This window comes from Lachnospira sp. (assembly GCF_016290755.1).
Classification (GTDB): Bacteria; Bacillota; Clostridia; order Lachnospirales; family Lachnospiraceae; genus Lachnospira; species Lachnospira multipara.
In genome coordinates this window covers 1-17,853 of sequence record NZ_JAEEVD010000020.1, presented here as the reverse complement: position 1 = coordinate 17,853, position 17,853 = coordinate 1, and the positions used below count along the sequence as shown (strand labels likewise).

The following is a 17,853-nucleotide window of genomic DNA, read 5'->3' as shown; positions in this document are numbered from 1 at the left end:
AGCATGCTAGATTTTAATTACTACGTTCGTACTGATGTTAGATTTGGCAAGGGCCAGATTAAGAGCCTAAAGGAATTGGTGGCTAAGTATAATAGACAGGCACTTGGCCAGTTAGGTGAAATTAAGGAACTAGAAAAACCAAACGTACTTTTAGTTTATGGTGGTGGAAGTATCAAGAAGAATGGCATTTATAACGATGCTATGGAAGCTTTACAGGGCTGCAAGGTTTGCGAACTTAATGGAATCGAACCTAACCCTAAGATTGAGAAGATTAGAGAAGGTGCTAAGCTTTGTAAGGAAAATGATATCGATATTGTAGTTGCCATCGGTGGCGGTTCAGTTATTGATACCTCTAAGGTAGTGGCAGCAGGTGCTTACTATGACGGAGACCCATGGGATATGGTTCTTGATAGCAATAAGATTGGTAAGGTTTTACCAGTTATTGCAATTCTTACAATTGCCGCAACAGGTTCTGAGTGTAATAAAAATGCTGTCGTTTCCAATATGGAAACAAATGAGAAGCTTGGTACAAGCTCTAAGGAATTTATACCAAGAGCTGCAATTTGTGACCCAACATATCTTTTTTCACTTCCAGCAATTCAGACAGCTGCTGGTACAGCAGATATTATGTCCCATACTTTCGAACAGTATTTTAGAAAGGATACAGGCGCTTATCTTACACAGTCTTTCTGTGAGTCAATCTTAAAGACATGTATTAAGTATTGTCCTGTAGCTCTTCAGGAACCAGACAACTACGAGGCTAGAGCTAACTTAATGTGGGCATCAACTACAGCTCTTAATTCACTTATGTCTTGTGGTACAGGTGGAGCTTGGACATGTCACCCTATTGAACATGAGCTCAGTGCGTATTATGATATAACTCATGGTGTAGGCCTTGCTATTGTTACACCTAGATGGATGAGATACATTTTAAATAAGGATACTGTACTTAAGTTTGCACAGTACGGTCATAATGTATGGAACATCAGAGGTGAGCTTGATAGCATTGACGGCCTTTCAAAGGGCGAGTTAAGCATCATTGCTAATGAGGCCATCGATAGAACAGAGATGTTCTTTAGGGCATGCGGTATTCCAATGACACTTACAGAAATCGGAATCGATGATTCTAAGATTGATTTAATGGCAGAGGATACTATTAAGTATAACGATTTATCTAATGCTTTCGTGCCTTTAACAAAAGAGGATATAAGTAAGATTTTAAGAATGTGTTTATAGTAAGAGGTAAGAATGGAAAAAGAAACTATATCAGTAATAGTGCCAGTTTATAATGTTGAAAGCTATCTAGAAGAATGTGTAGAAAGCATTATAAATCAGACCTATAAGAATTTAGAGATTATACTAGTTGATGATGGTTCAACTGATAATAGTTCTAAAATATGTGACGATTTTAGTAAGAAAGATACTAGAATAAAAGTAATTCATAAAGAAAATGGCGGAATAAGTAAAGCAAGAAATGCAGGAGTAGAACTAGCAACAGGTGATTATATAGCTTTTATGGACAGTGATGATTGTATAAAAGAGACATTTATTGAAGAACTATATAAGCTATTAAAAGAAACAGACTCAGATATTGCTGGTTGTCGTTTTTATAGAAATGTACCAGGAACAACTAACTTTGTTTATCCTAAAGAAGCTACTGATTACAACTTTGTAACTGATTCTGAGGGAATGATGAAGAGACTCTATAATGACATGGGCGTCTTTTGTGTTGTATGGAATAAATTGTACAAAAAGGACATAGTGAAAAAACATCCATTCTATGATTTAAAAATTGCAGAAGATGCATATATAATGCGTGAATATATGTTTGAAGCCAAGAAAATAGCCTGGACTAGTAAAGCTCTTTATATGTATAGAGATAGACCAGGAAGCATAATGACTTCTAAGAGAAATTTTAGTATAGAAGAACAGGAACAAAGAATGTTCTGGCTAGAGAAGCATATTGCCTATTATAAAGCTAATAAGATGGATGAATTACAAGCACTAGCGGAGAAAGTATACCTTTTCAATATACATGAAGTTTGGTTAGATTTAGATAAGGAAGCTAGAAAATTTTATAAGGGCAAGTATTTTGAAAAAATGCGACATATGCTTAAGTCAAAAGGTAACCCTATAAAATCAAAAATTAAATATACAATATTTGCAATTAAACTTGCTTTAGCTTAAAATAAGCGCAGTGGCACAAAGTGTCACTGCGTTTTTTGAAACTTACGAAGTGGATTTTAAAGCTCCACTTTATAACAATGGACATTTTAAGAAGGCTAGAAAATTATGAAAAACAAAAAAATTGACGCAGTAGTATTATGGGTTGACGGTTCAGATACGGAATGGCAAAAGGAAAGAAGTCAGTATAAACTCTCGGATAAAGATAAGCAGATAAATCCATCTTCTTGTTTTAGAGATTATGATTTATTAGAATTCTTCTTTAGAGGAATCGAAAAGAATATGCCTTGGATTAATAAGGTATTCTTTATTACTTGGGGACATTTGCCAAAGTTTCTTAACACTAAGAATGAGAGACTTAGAATCGTTAATCACAAGGACTTTATTCCAGAGGAATATTTGCCCACTTATAATTCCAACGTTATTGAGCTAAACCTACATAGGATTAAGGACTTATCAGAGAATTTCGTGCTCTTTAACGATGACATGTATGTTATTGATGAGATTAAGGAAGAGATGTTTTTTAAAAATGATAAGGTTTGTGACAGTCTCTTTTCAAGAACCATGGTAAATTACGTCTATGGACATCAGATTTACTATACCGTCTTTAATAACATGAGCTTAATTAATAAGCACTTTTACGGCCACAAGCCATTTTCAAAATGGATAAATCCTAATTATCCATTAAAGGAGAATATAACGAATGCGGTTAATAGACTAACGAAGAGATATTCAAGTTTTGAAAATCAGCATTTAGCCCTAGCGCATAAAAAATCAACTTTTGAGGAGATTTGGAAAGAAGAAGGAGAAGTCCTTGATAAAATGTGTCACAATAAATTTAGAACTGCTTATGACTTTAGTCATTGGATGATGCGTTATTGGAGATTTGCCAAGGGTGATTTTAATCCTATTAATGTGGGCGAGCTTGGCTTTTACACAGATGTTAACTGGGATATTGATACTTTGGTGGATATTGTTGTAAATAAGAAAGAGAAGATTTTTCTTCTTAATGATTCCTCTGATGAGAGCGAAGAAGATTTTCTTATTCATAGACAAAAAATTTATGAGGCATTTGAGAAAGTATTGCCAGAAAAGTCCTCTTTTGAGCTAGATGCTAATTCTGATTCAGAAGTAGCTTAGTAGGAGCTTGACTTTTTTCTATATATTAACTACAATTAATTAAAATGCGTAGACGAAGACAGTAGATTTTGTTTGAAGCTAAGAGCGAGCCGGGTTGGTGTGAGCCGGTACCAGTAGAACTTAATTGAACATCACTTCCGAGCAGCCAAGCAGAAATAAGCTATAAGCTTAGAGTAAGCAAGGACGGTAATCCCATCGTTAGGAGAAATCTAGGGACGCATATGCTGGTATGTCGTAATTGGTTAATAATGAGTGAATTTTCGCCCCATTGCCGTTTACGGCAGTGGGGCTTTTGTTGTAATAAGACAAAGAAAGGAAGAAGAACAATGGTTTACGAGAAAGTATCATCAGACATGAATTTCGTCGCACGAGAAAAAGAAGTAGAGAAATTCTGGAAGGATAATGACATTTTCCAAAAGAGTATTGATAGTCGTAAGGAAGGAGAAACATACACATTCTATGATGGTCCTCCTACAGCTAATGGTAAGCCACATATTGGACATGTGCTTACAAGAGTTATTAAGGATATGATTCCAAGATATAGAACAATGAAGGGTTATCAGGTTCCAAGAAAAGCTGGTTGGGATACACACGGCCTTCCTGTAGAACTTGAAGTAGAGAAGATGCTTGGCCTTGATGGTAAAGAGCAGATCGAAGAATACGGTCTTGAACCATTTATTAAGCATTGTAAGGATTCAGTTTGGAAATACAAGGGTATGTGGGAAGATTTCTCATCTACAGTAGGTTTCTGGGCTGATATGGATAATCCATATGTAACATACGATGATGATTTCATCGAGTCAGAATGGTGGGCTCTTAAGACAATCTGGGAAAAGGGCTTATTATATAAGGGCTTTAAGATTGTTCCTTACTGTCCTAGATGTGGTACACCTCTTTCATCACACGAGGTTGCCCAAGGTTATAAGACAGTTAAAGAGCGTTCAGCAGTTGTAAGATTTAAGTGCGTTGGTGAAGATGCTTACTTCCTTGCTTGGACAACAACACCTTGGACACTTCCAAGTAACGTAGCTTTATGTGTTAACCCAGATGAAGTTTATGTAAAGGTTAAGACAGCTGAAGATAAGGTTTATTATATGGCTAAGGCTTTACTTGATTCAGTACTTTCTGGATTATCAGTTAAGGAAGGAAAGACAGTAAAGGGCGAAGCGCTTGATAAGAACGAGAAGGGTAATTTTGTAGCAAAGGGTTCAGGCGAAGGCTTTGACTATGAAATTCTTGAAGAATATAAGGGTAGTGATCTTGAACATAAGGAATATGAGCCATTATTTGCTTGTGCTGGTGAGTTAGCTGCTAAGCAGAATAAGAAGGGCTTCTTTGTAACATGTGATTCATATGTAACAATGTCAGATGGTACAGGTATTGTACATATCGCTCCTGCATTTGGTGAAGACGATGCTAAGGTTGGTCGTAAGTATGACCTTCCATTCGTACAGTTCGTTGATGGTAAGGGTGAATTAACTAAGGAAACTCCATATGCTGGTACATTTGTTAAGAAGGCTGATCCATTAGTACTTAAGGACTTAGATGCTGAAGGTAAGTTGTTTGATGCACCTAAGTTTGAGCATGAGTATCCACACTGCTGGAGATGTGACACACCACTTATCTACTATGCTAGAGAGAGCTGGTTTGTTAAAATGTCAGACCCAGAAGTAAAGGCTAACTTAATTGCTAACAACAAGACAATTAACTGGATTCCTGAGACAATTGGTTCAGGTAGATTTGGTGCTTGGCTTGAAAATGTACAGGATTGGGGTATTTCTCGTAACAGATATTGGGGTACACCACTTCCAGTATGGGAAACAGAAGATGGTACAGAAAGAATCTGTATCGGCAGCAGAGAAGAACTTGCTAAGCTTTCTGGTAACCCAGAAGATGCTAAGGTAGAACTTCATAGACCATACATTGATAAGGTTGTTATTAAGTCACCTAAGACTGGTAAAGAAATGCACAGAGTTCCAGAAGTTATTGACTGCTGGTTTGACTCAGGTTCAATGCCATTTGCACAGCATCACTATCCATTTGAGAATAAGGACTTATTTGAGAAGCAGTTCCCAGCTAAGTTCATTTCAGAAGCTGTAGATCAGACAAGAGGTTGGTTCTATTCACTTCTTGCTATTTCAACACTTCTCTTTAATAAGGCACCATACGAGAACGTAATTGTACTTGGTCACGTTCAGGATGCTGATGGACAGAAGATGAGTAAGTCAAAGGGCAACGCAGTTGATCCTTTTGATGCATTACAGAAGCACGGCGCTGATGCTATTAGATGGTATTTCTATGAGAATTCAGCACCATGGATTCCTAATAGATTTAAGGATGAATGGGTTTCAGAAGGCCAGAGAAAGTTCATGGGTACATTCTGGAATACATATGCATTCTTCGTACTTTACGCTAATATCGATGATTTCGATGCTACAAAGTACACACTTGAATATGATAAGCTTTCAGTAATGGATAAGTGGGTATTATCAAAGCTTAACTCACTTGTAACATTAGTTGATGAGAACTTAGCTAACTATAAGATTACAGAAACAGCTAGAGCTCTAGAAGACTTCGTAGATGAATTATCTAACTGGTATGTAAGACGTAGCCGTGAGAGATTCTGGGCTAAGGGTATGGAGCAGGATAAGATTAATGCTTATATGACTCTTTATACAACACTTGTAACTCTTGCTAAGATTTCAGCTCCTATGGTTCCATTTATGACAGAGAATATCTATCAGAACCTTGTTAGAAGCATTGATAAGACAGCTCCAGAGTCAATTCATCTTTGCGACTTCCCAGTTGCTAATGCTGAATTTGTTGACAAGAAGCTTGAAGAAACAATGGAAGATGTTCTTGATGCAGTAGTTATTGGACGTGCTTGCCGTAACACAACAAATATTAAGAACCGTCAGCCAATTGGTAAGATGTTTATTAAGGCAGATTGGAAGTTAGATGATTTCTATACAGCTATTATTGCTGATGAATTAAATGTTAAGTCTGTTGAATATAAGGATGATGTAAGAGACTTTACAAGTTATTCCTTCAAGCCACAGCTTAAGACACTTGGACCAAAGTACGGTAAGATTCTTAATAATATTAGAACAGCTCTTACAGAACTTGATGGAAATAAGGCTATGGATGAGCTTAACAGCACTGGTGTATTAAAGCTTACAGTTGCAGATCAGGAAATCGAACTTTCTAAGGAAGATTTACTTATTGAAATGACTCAGATGGAAGGTTATGTTGCTAACTCAGATAAGGGTGTAACAGTAGTACTTGATACTAACCTTACAGAAGAATTATTAGAAGAAGGCTTTGTACGTGAAGTTATTTCTAAGGTTCAGACAATGCGTAAGGATGCTGGATTTGAAGTTATGGATAAGATTACACTTTACATTTCAGGTAATGATAAGGTAGCAAGTCTTGTAACTAAGAATGCAGACCAGGTTAAGTCAGTTTGCTTAGTTGAAGAAATTAAGACAGATAGTCTTGCAGGATCAACTAAGGACTGGGATATTAACGGTGAGAAAGTAAGTCTTGGTGTTGAAAGAAGATAAAAGATAAGTTGTCTATAAAACATTGACATAATTGTAGACATGACTAAATTTTGACATAATAAAATCGGGAAATGAAATATTTCATTTCCCGATTTCTTTTTTCTAAAATTTAATTAGCTATCTTGTTCGATATCAGTTTTTACTCTTTCAATATGCATTGCAAGATAACCTATTTCGATATCATCTAGTTTAGTACCAAGGCTATTTCCTAATTCTTCGCAAACTGTAGCAGCTATGCCAAAGGATTGTGGGAAAGTATTGAGAATGTAGTCATTCATGTTAAGTTTAAGTGGCTCATTGTGCTGAACCCTTGCTACCATATATCTAATGTGGTTCATTAGACGGTTATAAGAAAGGGAATCTACACGAATTGTAGTCTTTGTAACATTTTCAATCATTGTGACACATTCTCTGACAGCTCTTGCAATTTCCATTGACTGAGAAATCTTATCATTTGAAATGGCTGAATGTACATGAAGTGCAACATAGCCTATTTCATCATCACTAATTTCTATATTAAATTGTTCCTTTAAAAGTGGGCGAATTGTTTCTGCAATCTTATACTCACTGTGGAATAAGATTTTAATATCATCTATAAGTGGATTAGAGATTTCCTCGCCCTTTTCAATTCTTTTTACAGCAAACTCTAAATGGTCTGCCATTGGAAAAATAATGTTATGATCAACATTATCAAATTTCTCATCTGCGACACAAAGAACTTTATCGGCCATTTCAATGTAGATAGGAGATACATTTTTAATGAACTCCTTAATATTGCCTCGTTCTGTTGTCTCTGAGAGAGAAAAAATTCTTTCTTCTGAGCTGATGGCAATTTCTTGGGTTGGCTTCTTACCGAAGCCAATCCCTTTGCCAAGAATCAAATATTCATTTAATTCATCTGTGTTAACGGCAATTACCGTATTATGATTTAATACTTTCTTTACCTTGTACATATCCGTATTTATTCTTATTCAAAGATTTCTACTTCAAATAATGGGTCTCCTGCTTTAATTTCACCTGACTTAAGGAGATGAATTTTCATAGAATCTTCATCCATATCTGAAACGATAATAGGAGATGTAACAGAAGGTGCATTCTTGCTTAAGAAATCAAGGTCAAGCTTCATTAAAGGCTCACCCTTCTTTACCTTCTGACCATCTGTAACTAGAACTTCAAAGCCCTGTCCAGCTAATTTAACTGTGTCGATACCAACATGAATAAGTAAGTTAATATCATCTTCAGTTACAAAACCAATGGCATGCTTTGTGTCAAATACAAAACCGATTTCACCGTCAGCTGGAGCATAAACATATCCAGTATTTGGAGTAACAACTGCGCCATCACCCATCATTCTACCAGCAAATGCCTCATCAGGAGCAGTTGCTAAATCATCTGCATTTCCGTCCATAGGGCTATAGATAGTAACAGTCTTACTTGGTTTCTTAGCTTCCATAGAAGCTTCTTTAGAGTTTTCGTTTTCAGTCTCAATAGGGTTACTATTAATATACTCCTCATTTGGAGCTTTTTCTAGATAATCTTCTAAATTTGCTTTAATAACAGTAACACGAGGTCCATAAATAATCTGAACACCCTGACCGTTAGTTACAACACCTGAAGCGCCTGTACTCTTAAGTAAAGCCTTGTTTACAAGTTCTGGCTTATTAACTGTACAACGAAGTCTTGTAGCACAGCAGTCAACATCAGAGATGTTCTTCTTACCACCAAGACCCTTCATAATCTGATCGCTTAATTCATCAGCTGCTGATAAAGCACCAGCTTCTCCAGCCTGCTTTGCCTTATAATCAGCCTTTGTGTATAGCTTTGTCTCTTCTGAATCATCTTCTCTACCTGGAGTCTTTAAGTTTAACTTCTTAATAAGGAAGCTAAAGATAAAGTAGTAAAGTAAGAAGTAAATAATACCAACAGGGATGATTAATAACCAGCTAGTCTTTGCATTACCCTGAAGGATACCAAAGAGGAAGAGGTCAATAAATCCACCTGAGAATGTAAGTCCAACTGCGATGTTAAGCATATGAGCAATCATATAAGCTGAACCAGCTAAGATTACCTGAACACCGAAAAGTATTGGAGCTACGAAAAGGAATGAGAACTCGATAGGTTCTGTAATTCCTGTAAACATTGAAGCAAGAGCAGCTGAAAGTAAAAGACCACCAACAGCCTTCTTCTTTTCTGGTCTAGCTGTTCTATACATAGCAAGAGCAGCACCTGGAAGACCAAAGATCATGAAGATAAACTCGCCTGAGAAATATCTTGTTGCATCTGCACTAAAGTGTGCGATATCTGCTGAGTGAGCAAGCTGAGCAAAGAAGATATTCTGTCCGCCTTGGTATAACTCACCAGCAACAGTTGCTGTACCACCAACAGCTGTCTGCCAGAATGGCATATAGAAAACGTGATGAAGACCGAAAGGAATTAATGCACGCTTAATTAAACCAAATATTAAAGTTCCTACATAACCACTACCTGTTACAAGGCCGCCTAATGCGTAAATACCATTCTGAATAAATGGCCAAATAAAGAACATTAAGATACCAACAAATGTGTAAACTAATGTAGAAATGATTGGAACGAATCTAGAACCAGCAAAGAATGAAATCGCATTTGGAAGTTCAATCTTGTGGAACTTGTTATGAAGTGCGGCAACACCTAAACCAACGATGATACCACCAAAGACACCCATTTCAAGAGTTGTAATACCACAAGCCTGTGTTATTGCACCATCAATGGCAGATTCTTCATAGTTAGTAAGTGTAATCATAGCACTAATTGCTGAGTGCATTACGAAATAAGCAATAGCAGCTGAAAGAGCAGCAACCTCTTTCTCCTTTTTAGCCATACCAATTGCAACACCAATTGCGAATATCAATGGTAAGTTGCCAAAGATTGTATTAGCTACTGCGTTCATAACAGTGAGTAAGCCATTAAGGATAGTACCCTGTCCTAAAATAGCCTCTAAGTGATAAGTTGCGATAGTAGTTTCATTTGTAAAAGAACTACCAAGTCCAAGTAGCAAACCAGCTACTGGTAGAACCGCGATTGGGAGCATAAAGCTTCGACCGATTCTCTGTAAAACACCAAAAATTTTACCTTTCATGTAAACCTCCTTAATTTTGCCCAATACTTTATGTATTATTGCTTTGTGAGGTGTAGATTAAGTTTTAATGTTCTTTTAGGGGGAATCTAAGCTTTGATAAAAAATAGACAATAAAAAACATTAACTAACAATACACCTCCGGTGTTATTGTACAGTTAATGCCTACTTAAAGTTACATACTGAATCGATTGAGTACAATTTACCATAAATATAAAGAATTGTCAATTCAAAATATATTTTTGATATAAAACAATGTAACTTATACTATTGAATTTTAGCATAATACTGTGCTAAAATCACATGGATTTAGTTAAGGAAAGGGATTTAAAATGGATTTAGCATATATAACATTTCAACAGGTATTTGTATTATTTATTTTGATTTTTATTGGATTTTTATCTAGAAAGTTAAACATTATAAAACCAGAAGGAAAGCAGTGGTTTTCAAATCTTTTATTATATATTATTGTGCCATGTATGGTTGTGGATTCTTATTTACAAGAATTCAATCCAGACATTTTGCCAAATCTTGTAAAAACTTTAGGACTTAGCACCTTAGTTTTAGCAGTAAGTGTGGTTATTGCATTTTTAGTAAGCTTTAAATATCCTTCTAAGGATAGAAGAGTAATGCAGTTTGCTATTGGCTTTTCAAATTGTGCATATATGGGATTTCCACTTATTACGGCAATGTTTGGAGCAGAAGGACTTTTATATGCCAGCGTTTTTGTAACTATGTTTAACATGTTCTTATGGACAATCGGTGTAGGTATTATGAGTAGAGCCATAAGTGCAAAGTCTATTGCAAAAAGCATTATAAGAACACCAGTATTATATGCAGTAATTATTGGATTGTTTTTTTATTTAACGCAGATACAGGTGCCACTAGTAATATCACAGCCGCTAGGTCAGGTGGGAGATATGAATACACCTTTATCAATGATTATTACAGGTATGCTTATTGCAGATAGCAACATCCTTAAGCTTTTGAAAAATAAAGACATATATTTTACAATCTTAGTAAGAATGCTAGTAATACCAACAATATGTTTTGCTATTGTAAAACTAACAGGAATAACTGGTATTGTTGCAAATGTATGCGTTATCTTAATTTCTTGTCCAACAGCGGCGATTACCTCTGCCTTTAGTGTTAAATATGGACATAATGAAGAATATGCATCAGGAGCAGTGGTATTTACAACACTTGTAAGTATTATTACTTTACCTTTAATTTCATATTTATTAACTATGTAATCAAAATGCCTAGACATTAAAAAATGTCTAGGCATTTATATTTATCTTCTATATTAATTAGATCATGCTAAATGTGCTGTAAATATCTGCGCAATCATTGTTTAACTTCTTAATAAGTTCTTCCATGCTTGAAGCAGTTATAACCTTCTTATCGTTAAGGTAAGCACAGTAATTTAAACCACTTGAAACTCTTTCAACTCTTAAAGTTAACTCTTTACCATTCATTTTTTGACCTCCTAATTAAACAACTATTCTAACAGTTTGTAATTTTAACACCAAGGAAACTATTTGGCAATAAAAATTACCCCTATTTTACAAATATTTCACAAACGTCATACTATAGTACTAGAAATGTTTATGTTCTCTTGTTTATATGTAAAAATATGTTACAATAAATATATATGCGGTATCGTGAAAATTTAATAGGAGGTTTCATATGGGATACGATGAGAAAGACGAATTCTATCTTTTGGCGGAAGAAGATGCTATAACAGGTTTACTAAATCGAAGAGGTGGAGAAGAAGAAATCAATGATTATATTAAGGAACATCCTGATGAAAAATGTGCCTATATTATTTTTGAGTGTGATAAGTTTAAAAATGTAAAGGATACATTTGGGCATAAGGTAAGCGATAAGATAATTACAGAAAGTGCGGATGAAATCAGTAAGTATTTTCTAGATAAGGGAATAGTCATACGAATGGATAGCGATGAGTTTGTGGTTTTTTATATTAATACAGATAAGGAAGAGGTTAAGGAAAAATTAGATAAGTTTATCGAGGATCAAAAACCTGCGAGAATGATAAATGGAATGATGATACCATTTACTTTCTCTATTGGTGTAACGATGTATCCAGAGCATGGAAAGAATTTTGCTGAATTATTAGAAAAGGCCGATATTGCTTTATATGATGCAAAATATCGTGGAAGAGCAAGATACACAATATATGAAAAAGGCTTTGTTAATGCTCATCAGAACCAATTAATGTTTGGTTTAGAAGAATTTTCAAAATCCCTTCCAGGAGGATTTTTTGTATATGAAGCTAAGGGAGATGAGAAAATTCTTTATGCTAATCAATCCATGGTAGAACTATTTAAATGTGATGATATGAACGATTTTCGAAAATATATTGGTAATTCCTTTAAAGGAATCGTTCATCCAGATGAATATGATAAAGTTTTAAAAGAAATTAATACTCAACAAGGCAAGTCAGATAATCATGGTAATCTAGATTACATAAGATATAGAATAAAATGTAAAGATGGTACAGAAAAGCTTGTAGATGATTTTGGACATTTGGTAAATGATCCAACCTTTGGCATGATTTATTATGTGTTCTTATTAGATGTGGATGAACATATTGTAAATAGATAAATGGTATATAAATGACTTTGGAAAATGATAATGCAGTTTTCCAAAGTCATTTTTTTGCAATAAAATAGTTATAATTGTTGAAAAGTTAAAAAAAGAGTTGTAAAATATTTACAAAAATAATATGGGGGGAGTCCAGACAGTATATGATAAAAAAGATAAATAAAAAAACGTAGTAAGAGGTTTGTTTTGCCTATTTTTTGTATTGGTTGTTTTAGTAGTAATAGTTAGTAAGTTGTTACCTGAACACAAGAAAAGTAATGTTGGTAATGTTGCATCAGATGAAGAAAATGTAAGCGTTCCAGTAGATTATAATACAGATGTAAATTATGATAATGCTGATGAACACGAGTCAATAAGAGTTAGAACAAAATATAAGATATTAGATGTTTCAATTGAACAAAATATAAGTTCAGAAGATATGAATTATATTGATGAAATCTATAAAAAAAATGGCAGATTGTCAGATAATGTCAGTTTGGTAAAGATTAAAGTTGAGATAACAAATGTTGGTGAGGAGCAACAGGAGATATATTTAAATAGCAATAATTTATGTATGTTTGATTCTAGCACTAATGAAAGTGTTTCTACAGAAATGGTTGGTGTTAGCAATCCGGAAAATAAAGGAAAATCACTTTTTGAATTTGTTTTACAACCTCAACAAAGTACAACGCAAACTTGTTATTATTTACTTGATAATGATTATTTGAATGAGAAATATGATTTGAAGTATTGTGTAAATCCATGTGGACAGCCAAGAAGTGGAAATATAGGTTCTGGAGATCCTAATTATAATGTTGACGATTATATATCATATATAGATATCACTTCAATGCTTAATTAAAGGAAGAGGAAAATGGGATTAAAATTTGAACTTAAACAATCTTTTAGAACACCTCAATTTAAATTGGCACTTATTATTGAATTTATAATTGTAATATTGCATTTTATAATTAGGGATGTCAGTTTATTTATTAGTAATAGATCTATAGAAGCATTTAATGTATATATGTTATATCCTGTAAGTAGTTATGAAGCATGGATAGCTCTAGATTATAGATTTTATATGTATATGATTCTTTTATTATGTCCAATACTTGCAGCATTACCATATAGCACAAGTCATTATACACAAATTAGAGGATGTATAGGGAAAAATGTTTTTATAAGAGTCGGCAAGAAAAAATATTTAAAAAACAAATTGATAGCTGTTTTTATAAATGGTGGAGTAACAGTATGCTTACCATTGTTGGTGGATTTATTGATGTGTATGGCAATTTTTCCATCAATAAAACCTGAAGTGTCAAGTTTTACACTCTTAGTACCACATTCGTCATTTAGTAATATTTATTATAATTATCCTTTACTTAATTGTATTATTGAGTTTGGTTTTATATTTGTATTTTCAGGAATTTGGGCAATATTAGCATTAGCTTGTACAAAATATGTAAAATATAAATATACTATAGTAATAATTGGTGCTATTATTAATCTTTTTTTAAGTGTAATTGGAGATTTCATTTCAAAAGATAGTATTGCTCCAACATCATTTTTGGCAGGTTATTTTAGTAAACCTAGAATCTTACCGTTTGTTGTAGAGGGTTTATTGTTTTTTATAATTGTTGTTGTAGATTATTTATTGCTAGGTTCAAGAGGTGATATTGAGTAGTGAAAACAAAGCTATTTTTAAAGATTTCTTTAGGAGCACTTTTCTTAATATGGGCAATTTTATTTTTGGTTATAAATCATAAATATAAAAGTCCAAATATAATAGAATCTGATTATCAAGTCTATCATAACGGTATATCATATGAGTTACTTGATGTTGAAGTAAAAAAGAATGTGGATGAAGAGGCTCTTAATGATGGTCTTGGAGAAAATGTCGAATATGTAATTACAGTTAAAGTTAATAATACAAGTGAAGCACAAAAAATAGATTTAAGCGAAGTTGTTTTGTACAGAACAGATTATTCCAATTGTGTTGCATTGGATTATTATTATGACGAAAATGAAGATGTAAGTTTATATTTAGAAGCGGGAGAAGAAAAAATATATAAGTTTCCATTTATAATTTATCAAAATCTTTTTACAGATAAACAATGGAAGAATATAGAAAACAGTGACTGGAAATTATTGTTAAATCTATATCCTGAAAAAATAATGCTTGATATATCTTAGATAAATTATGAAATATCTGATATTTGAATATCAGTTATAAATTTAAAATTTATATGTTGATCATTGTCCATGATTATTTCTTTATTGATTGCATCAATTTTTTTTATGAAACCAGTTAGAAGGAGGTATTTACCTCCTTCTTTTTTATTATCTGGTGAAAAATAATTAATGGTTACAGAAACTTTTTTGTAATCATCTAAAGATAATAATTGATTAATCTGCATGTCTAATTTATCTAAGTCATAATTATCTAATTCTTTGTAGGCTTCAGTTAGACGCGCTGTTTCCTGAACTTGTGAATCATAACCTGTAAGAGCTGCAAAAGGTGAAAATTGTGCTGCTCTGTCATGTATAGACATATGAGCATGGTGCTTTGATTGATGATGTTCAAGGTTAATAATGTCATCATATTTATCTGAATTATTAAATGTCATGCTTTATGTCCTCCTATTTGTCTATTTCTGTCCATGGCAGTTGCACCTTCTTGTAAATTAGTACCCTTTACAATGGCGTTATTACCATATTTCTTTTTAATATCAAGAAGAGCTTTTTGAATAGACTTTTCTTTCTTTAGTTCTTCTTCTTTTTTCTTAGTTTCTTTTTCAAGTTTGTCATAGTCAGTAAATAAATCAAGTTGTCCAAGTAAAGGCGAGTTATTAGTAACTTTATCCTCGGCTAATACATGATTTGCAACAAGGGTTATTCTTCTTATAAGAAGATTTTTATCTACAATTCGTTCATATAAAGAATCTACTAATTTAATAATTTCTCTTGAAGATGATGTGTGACTATTAAAATTAGCAGTTCCATGGGCATGTTCAGGAATGCGTCTACCATAATGGTCTACTTTTATTGAACCCTTAAAATTAGCTAGGCGATTAGGTTCATTCAGATTATTAATATCATAGCCTATTGTTAAAACGATTTGGTCAGTCATTAGTTTTTTGTCAACTAGATCAAGACTAAGTGCATCTGCCATTTCTGAAACAACAATTCTTGCCTTATCATACTCATAAGGACAGTGAAGAACTTGTCCTTGGCTAAGGCTATTAGTGCTTGGCTTATAGGCTTTAATATCTGCTATTGATACAGGTTCCCATCCCCAAGCGTGGTCTATAAGTAATTCTGCATTAATTCCAAAAAACTCATAAAGTAAATCTTCATTGTAATATTCATTAGGAGAGCCGATAGAACATCGAGCAATATCTCCCATTGTGTAAAGACCGTGGGCTTCTAGTTTTTTAGCATAACCTCTACCAACTCTCCAAAAGTCTGTTAAAGGTCTATGATTCCATAAGTATTTACGATAACTATATTCATCAATCTGAGCAATTCTTACGCCATCTTCGTTAGCAGGCATATGTTTAGCAACGATATCCATAGCAACTTTACAAAGATACAGATTAGTGCCAATCCCTGCTGTAGCAGTGATTCCAGTTTCATTAAGAATATCTTTAATCATATGTAGGGCTAGTTCTTTAGCTGTCATCTTATAAGTATTAAGATAGTGACTTGCATCTATGAAAACTTCATCAATTGAGTAGACATGAATGTCTTCAGGAGCAATATACTTAAGGTAGATATTATAAATTCTTGTGGAATAATCCATATATAATTGCATTCTAGGAACAGCTCTTATAAAGTCAACTTCTACATTAGGGTCTGAATTACATATAGTAGCATCTGTAGAAGTGGAATTAAATTGGTGATTCTTTGCATTGATTCTTCTTGCAGCGTTAATTTCTTTAACCCCTGCAACAACTTCAAAAAGTCTAGCTCTACCAGAAATTCCATAAGCTTTAAGTGAAGGAGTAACTGCTAAACATATGGTTTTTTCAGTTCTAGATTCATCAGCAACGACAAGGTGTGTTGATAGAGGATCTAGTCCGCGCTCAACACATTCAACTGATGCATAAAATGATTTTAAATCAATGGCTATAAAATAATTCTCCATAAAAAGCTACTCCTTTCGCATATAATTGTATCACAACTAGAACAGATGTTCAAGTTGGCGATAGAAGAATTCTTTTTTGCGTTATATTTTTAAAATATATAATAGATTGCAATAATAGTTTTGATTTAGTATAATATTTTTAGAATTTTTTGGGTGTAAGTTATACGATTTCTTGGAGGGGATCAAGTATAGACTTAGCAGAATGGAGGAGTTATGGCAATACATAAAGCTAGATTTGATAAAGAAGAGTTTAAAAAAGCCGTAGTTGGAAATTGTAAGTCTTTATACAGAAAAACATTAGACGAGGCAAGTCAACAGCAAAGGTTTCAGTCAGTAGCTTATGCAGTAAAGGACTTAATTATGGATAAGTGGATTGCAACACATAAGCAGTATGACAAGGAAGATCCAAAGGTTGTTTATTATATGTCTATGGAGTTCTTAATGGGAAGAGCCCTTGGTAATAATATGATCAATCTTATGCAGTATAAGGAAATTAAAAAAGCGTTAGAAGAGTTGGATTTAGATATTAATGAAATAGAAGATCAAGAGCCAGACCCAGCATTAGGAAATGGTGGTCTTGGTAGACTTGCAGCTTGTTTCCTTGATTCTTTAGCAACACTTGAATATCCATCATATGGATGTGGAATCAGATATAGATATGGTATGTTTAAGCAGGAAATTAAAGATGGATATCAAATAGAAACACCAGATGATTGGTTAAGAGATGGTTATCCATTTGAAATTAAAAGGGCTGAGTATCGATATGAGGTGAAATTTGGTGGATATGTAAAGGTTGTAAAAGACGAAAAGACAGGACGAGATAATTTTGTACAAGAAGATTATCGCTCAGTAATAGCAGTTCCATATGATTTGCCAATATTAGGATACGGTAATAATACAGTTAATTCACTTAGAATATGGGATGCTGAACCTGTAGTAAAATTCAATCTAAATTCATTTGATAAGGGAGATTATCAAAAGGCTATTGAAGAGGAAAATCTTGCTAAGAACTTAGTAGAAGTGTTATATCCAAATGATAATCATTATGCAGGTAAGGAATTAAGATTAAAGCAGCAATATTTCTTTGTATCAGCATC

15 protein-coding genes are annotated in these 17,853 nt (G+C 33.7%); 10 read left to right on the top strand and 5 right to left on the bottom strand.

The window, feature by feature from the left end; all coding sequences use genetic code 11:
- The first annotated feature begins 3 nt into the window (after nt 1-3).
- The 4 genes from QVA17_RS06550 to ileS all read left to right on the top strand — a co-directional run bounded on the left by QVA17_RS06550 (nt 4) and on the right by ileS (nt 6,887).
- Nucleotides 4-1,236: an iron-containing alcohol dehydrogenase gene (locus tag QVA17_RS06550; protein WP_287387186.1), complete on the top strand. Its 1,233-nt coding sequence runs from the start codon at nt 4-6 to the stop codon at nt 1,234-1,236.
- A 12-nt stretch (nt 1,237-1,248) separates the two neighbouring features.
- Nucleotides 1,249-2,187, top strand: a complete 939-nt coding sequence (locus QVA17_RS06545) for a glycosyltransferase family 2 protein (RefSeq protein ID WP_287387184.1) — start codon at nt 1,249-1,251, stop codon at nt 2,185-2,187.
- 105 nt (nt 2,188-2,292) lie between these two features.
- Nucleotides 2,293-3,324 carry a stealth family protein gene (locus QVA17_RS06540; RefSeq protein ID WP_287387182.1) on the top strand — a complete coding sequence of 344 codons (1,032 nt, stop codon included), beginning with the start codon at nt 2,293-2,295 and terminating at the stop codon, nt 3,322-3,324.
- Nucleotides 3,325-3,650: 326 nt separating this feature from the next.
- Nucleotides 3,651-6,887, top strand: a complete 3,237-nt coding sequence (gene ileS, locus QVA17_RS06535) for an isoleucine--tRNA ligase (RefSeq protein ID WP_287387180.1) — start codon at nt 3,651-3,653, stop codon at nt 6,885-6,887.
- Between the two features lie 113 nt (nt 6,888-7,000).
- On the opposite strand, the gene QVA17_RS06530 is transcribed toward ileS, so the two are convergent.
- Both QVA17_RS06530 and QVA17_RS06525 read right to left on the bottom strand, forming a co-directional pair.
- Entirely contained in the window at nt 7,001-7,840 is an 840-nt protein-coding gene (locus tag QVA17_RS06530) for a PRD domain-containing protein (protein ID WP_027431435.1), read from the bottom strand.
- A gap of 14 nt (nt 7,841-7,854) precedes the next feature.
- Nucleotides 7,855-10,002, bottom strand: a complete 2,148-nt coding sequence (locus QVA17_RS06525) for a PTS transporter subunit IIABC (protein ID WP_287387178.1) — start codon at nt 10,000-10,002, stop codon at nt 7,855-7,857.
- A 329-nt stretch (nt 10,003-10,331) separates the two neighbouring features.
- Between QVA17_RS06525 and QVA17_RS06520 the strand changes: the two genes are divergently transcribed.
- Nucleotides 10,332-11,252: an AEC family transporter gene (locus tag QVA17_RS06520; RefSeq protein ID WP_287387176.1), complete on the top strand. Its 921-nt coding sequence runs from the start codon at nt 10,332-10,334 to the stop codon at nt 11,250-11,252.
- Nucleotides 11,253-11,309: 57 nt separating this feature from the next.
- On the opposite strand, the gene QVA17_RS06515 is transcribed toward QVA17_RS06520, so the two are convergent.
- Nucleotides 11,310-11,477, bottom strand: coding sequence for a hypothetical protein (locus QVA17_RS06515; RefSeq protein ID WP_181022556.1), 168 nt, complete (start codon nt 11,475-11,477; stop codon nt 11,310-11,312).
- Nucleotides 11,478-11,688: 211 nt separating this feature from the next.
- Between QVA17_RS06515 and QVA17_RS06510 the strand changes: the two genes are divergently transcribed.
- The 4 genes from QVA17_RS06510 to QVA17_RS06495 all read left to right on the top strand — a co-directional run bounded on the left by QVA17_RS06510 (nt 11,689) and on the right by QVA17_RS06495 (nt 14,802).
- Nucleotides 11,689-12,627 carry a diguanylate cyclase domain-containing protein gene (locus tag QVA17_RS06510; protein ID WP_287387174.1) on the top strand — a complete coding sequence of 313 codons (939 nt, stop codon included), beginning with the start codon at nt 11,689-11,691 and terminating at the stop codon, nt 12,625-12,627.
- 181 nt (nt 12,628-12,808) lie between these two features.
- The gene (locus QVA17_RS06505) at nt 12,809-13,468 is read left to right on the top strand and encodes a hypothetical protein (RefSeq protein WP_287387173.1); all 660 of its coding nucleotides are present in this window, start codon (nt 12,809-12,811) and stop codon (nt 13,466-13,468) included.
- 12 nt (nt 13,469-13,480) lie between these two features.
- Nucleotides 13,481-14,293: a hypothetical protein gene (locus QVA17_RS06500; protein ID WP_287387172.1), complete on the top strand. Its 813-nt coding sequence runs from the start codon at nt 13,481-13,483 to the stop codon at nt 14,291-14,293.
- A complete protein-coding gene (locus tag QVA17_RS06495; protein ID WP_287387170.1) occupies nt 14,293-14,802 on the top strand; it encodes a hypothetical protein in 510 nt (169 codons plus the stop codon). The genes QVA17_RS06500 and QVA17_RS06495 overlap by 1 nt, the downstream gene beginning before the upstream one ends.
- Before the next feature lie 5 nt (nt 14,803-14,807).
- On the opposite strand, the gene QVA17_RS06490 is transcribed toward QVA17_RS06495, so the two are convergent.
- The gene (locus QVA17_RS06490; protein WP_287387169.1) at nt 14,808-15,236 is read right to left on the bottom strand and encodes a hypothetical protein; all 429 of its coding nucleotides are present in this window, start codon (nt 15,234-15,236) and stop codon (nt 14,808-14,810) included.
- On the bottom strand, nt 15,233-16,756 hold the full coding sequence (locus tag QVA17_RS06485) for a Y-family DNA polymerase (RefSeq protein WP_287387167.1): 1,524 nt from the start codon (nt 16,754-16,756) through the stop codon (nt 15,233-15,235). The genes QVA17_RS06490 and QVA17_RS06485 overlap by 4 nt, the downstream gene beginning before the upstream one ends.
- Before the next feature lie 213 nt (nt 16,757-16,969).
- On the opposite strand from QVA17_RS06485, the gene QVA17_RS06480 reads away from it, so the two are divergent.
- The coding region (locus tag QVA17_RS06480) for a glycogen/starch/alpha-glucan phosphorylase (RefSeq protein ID WP_287387165.1) at nt 16,970-17,853 on the top strand (884 nt) is incomplete at its 3' end.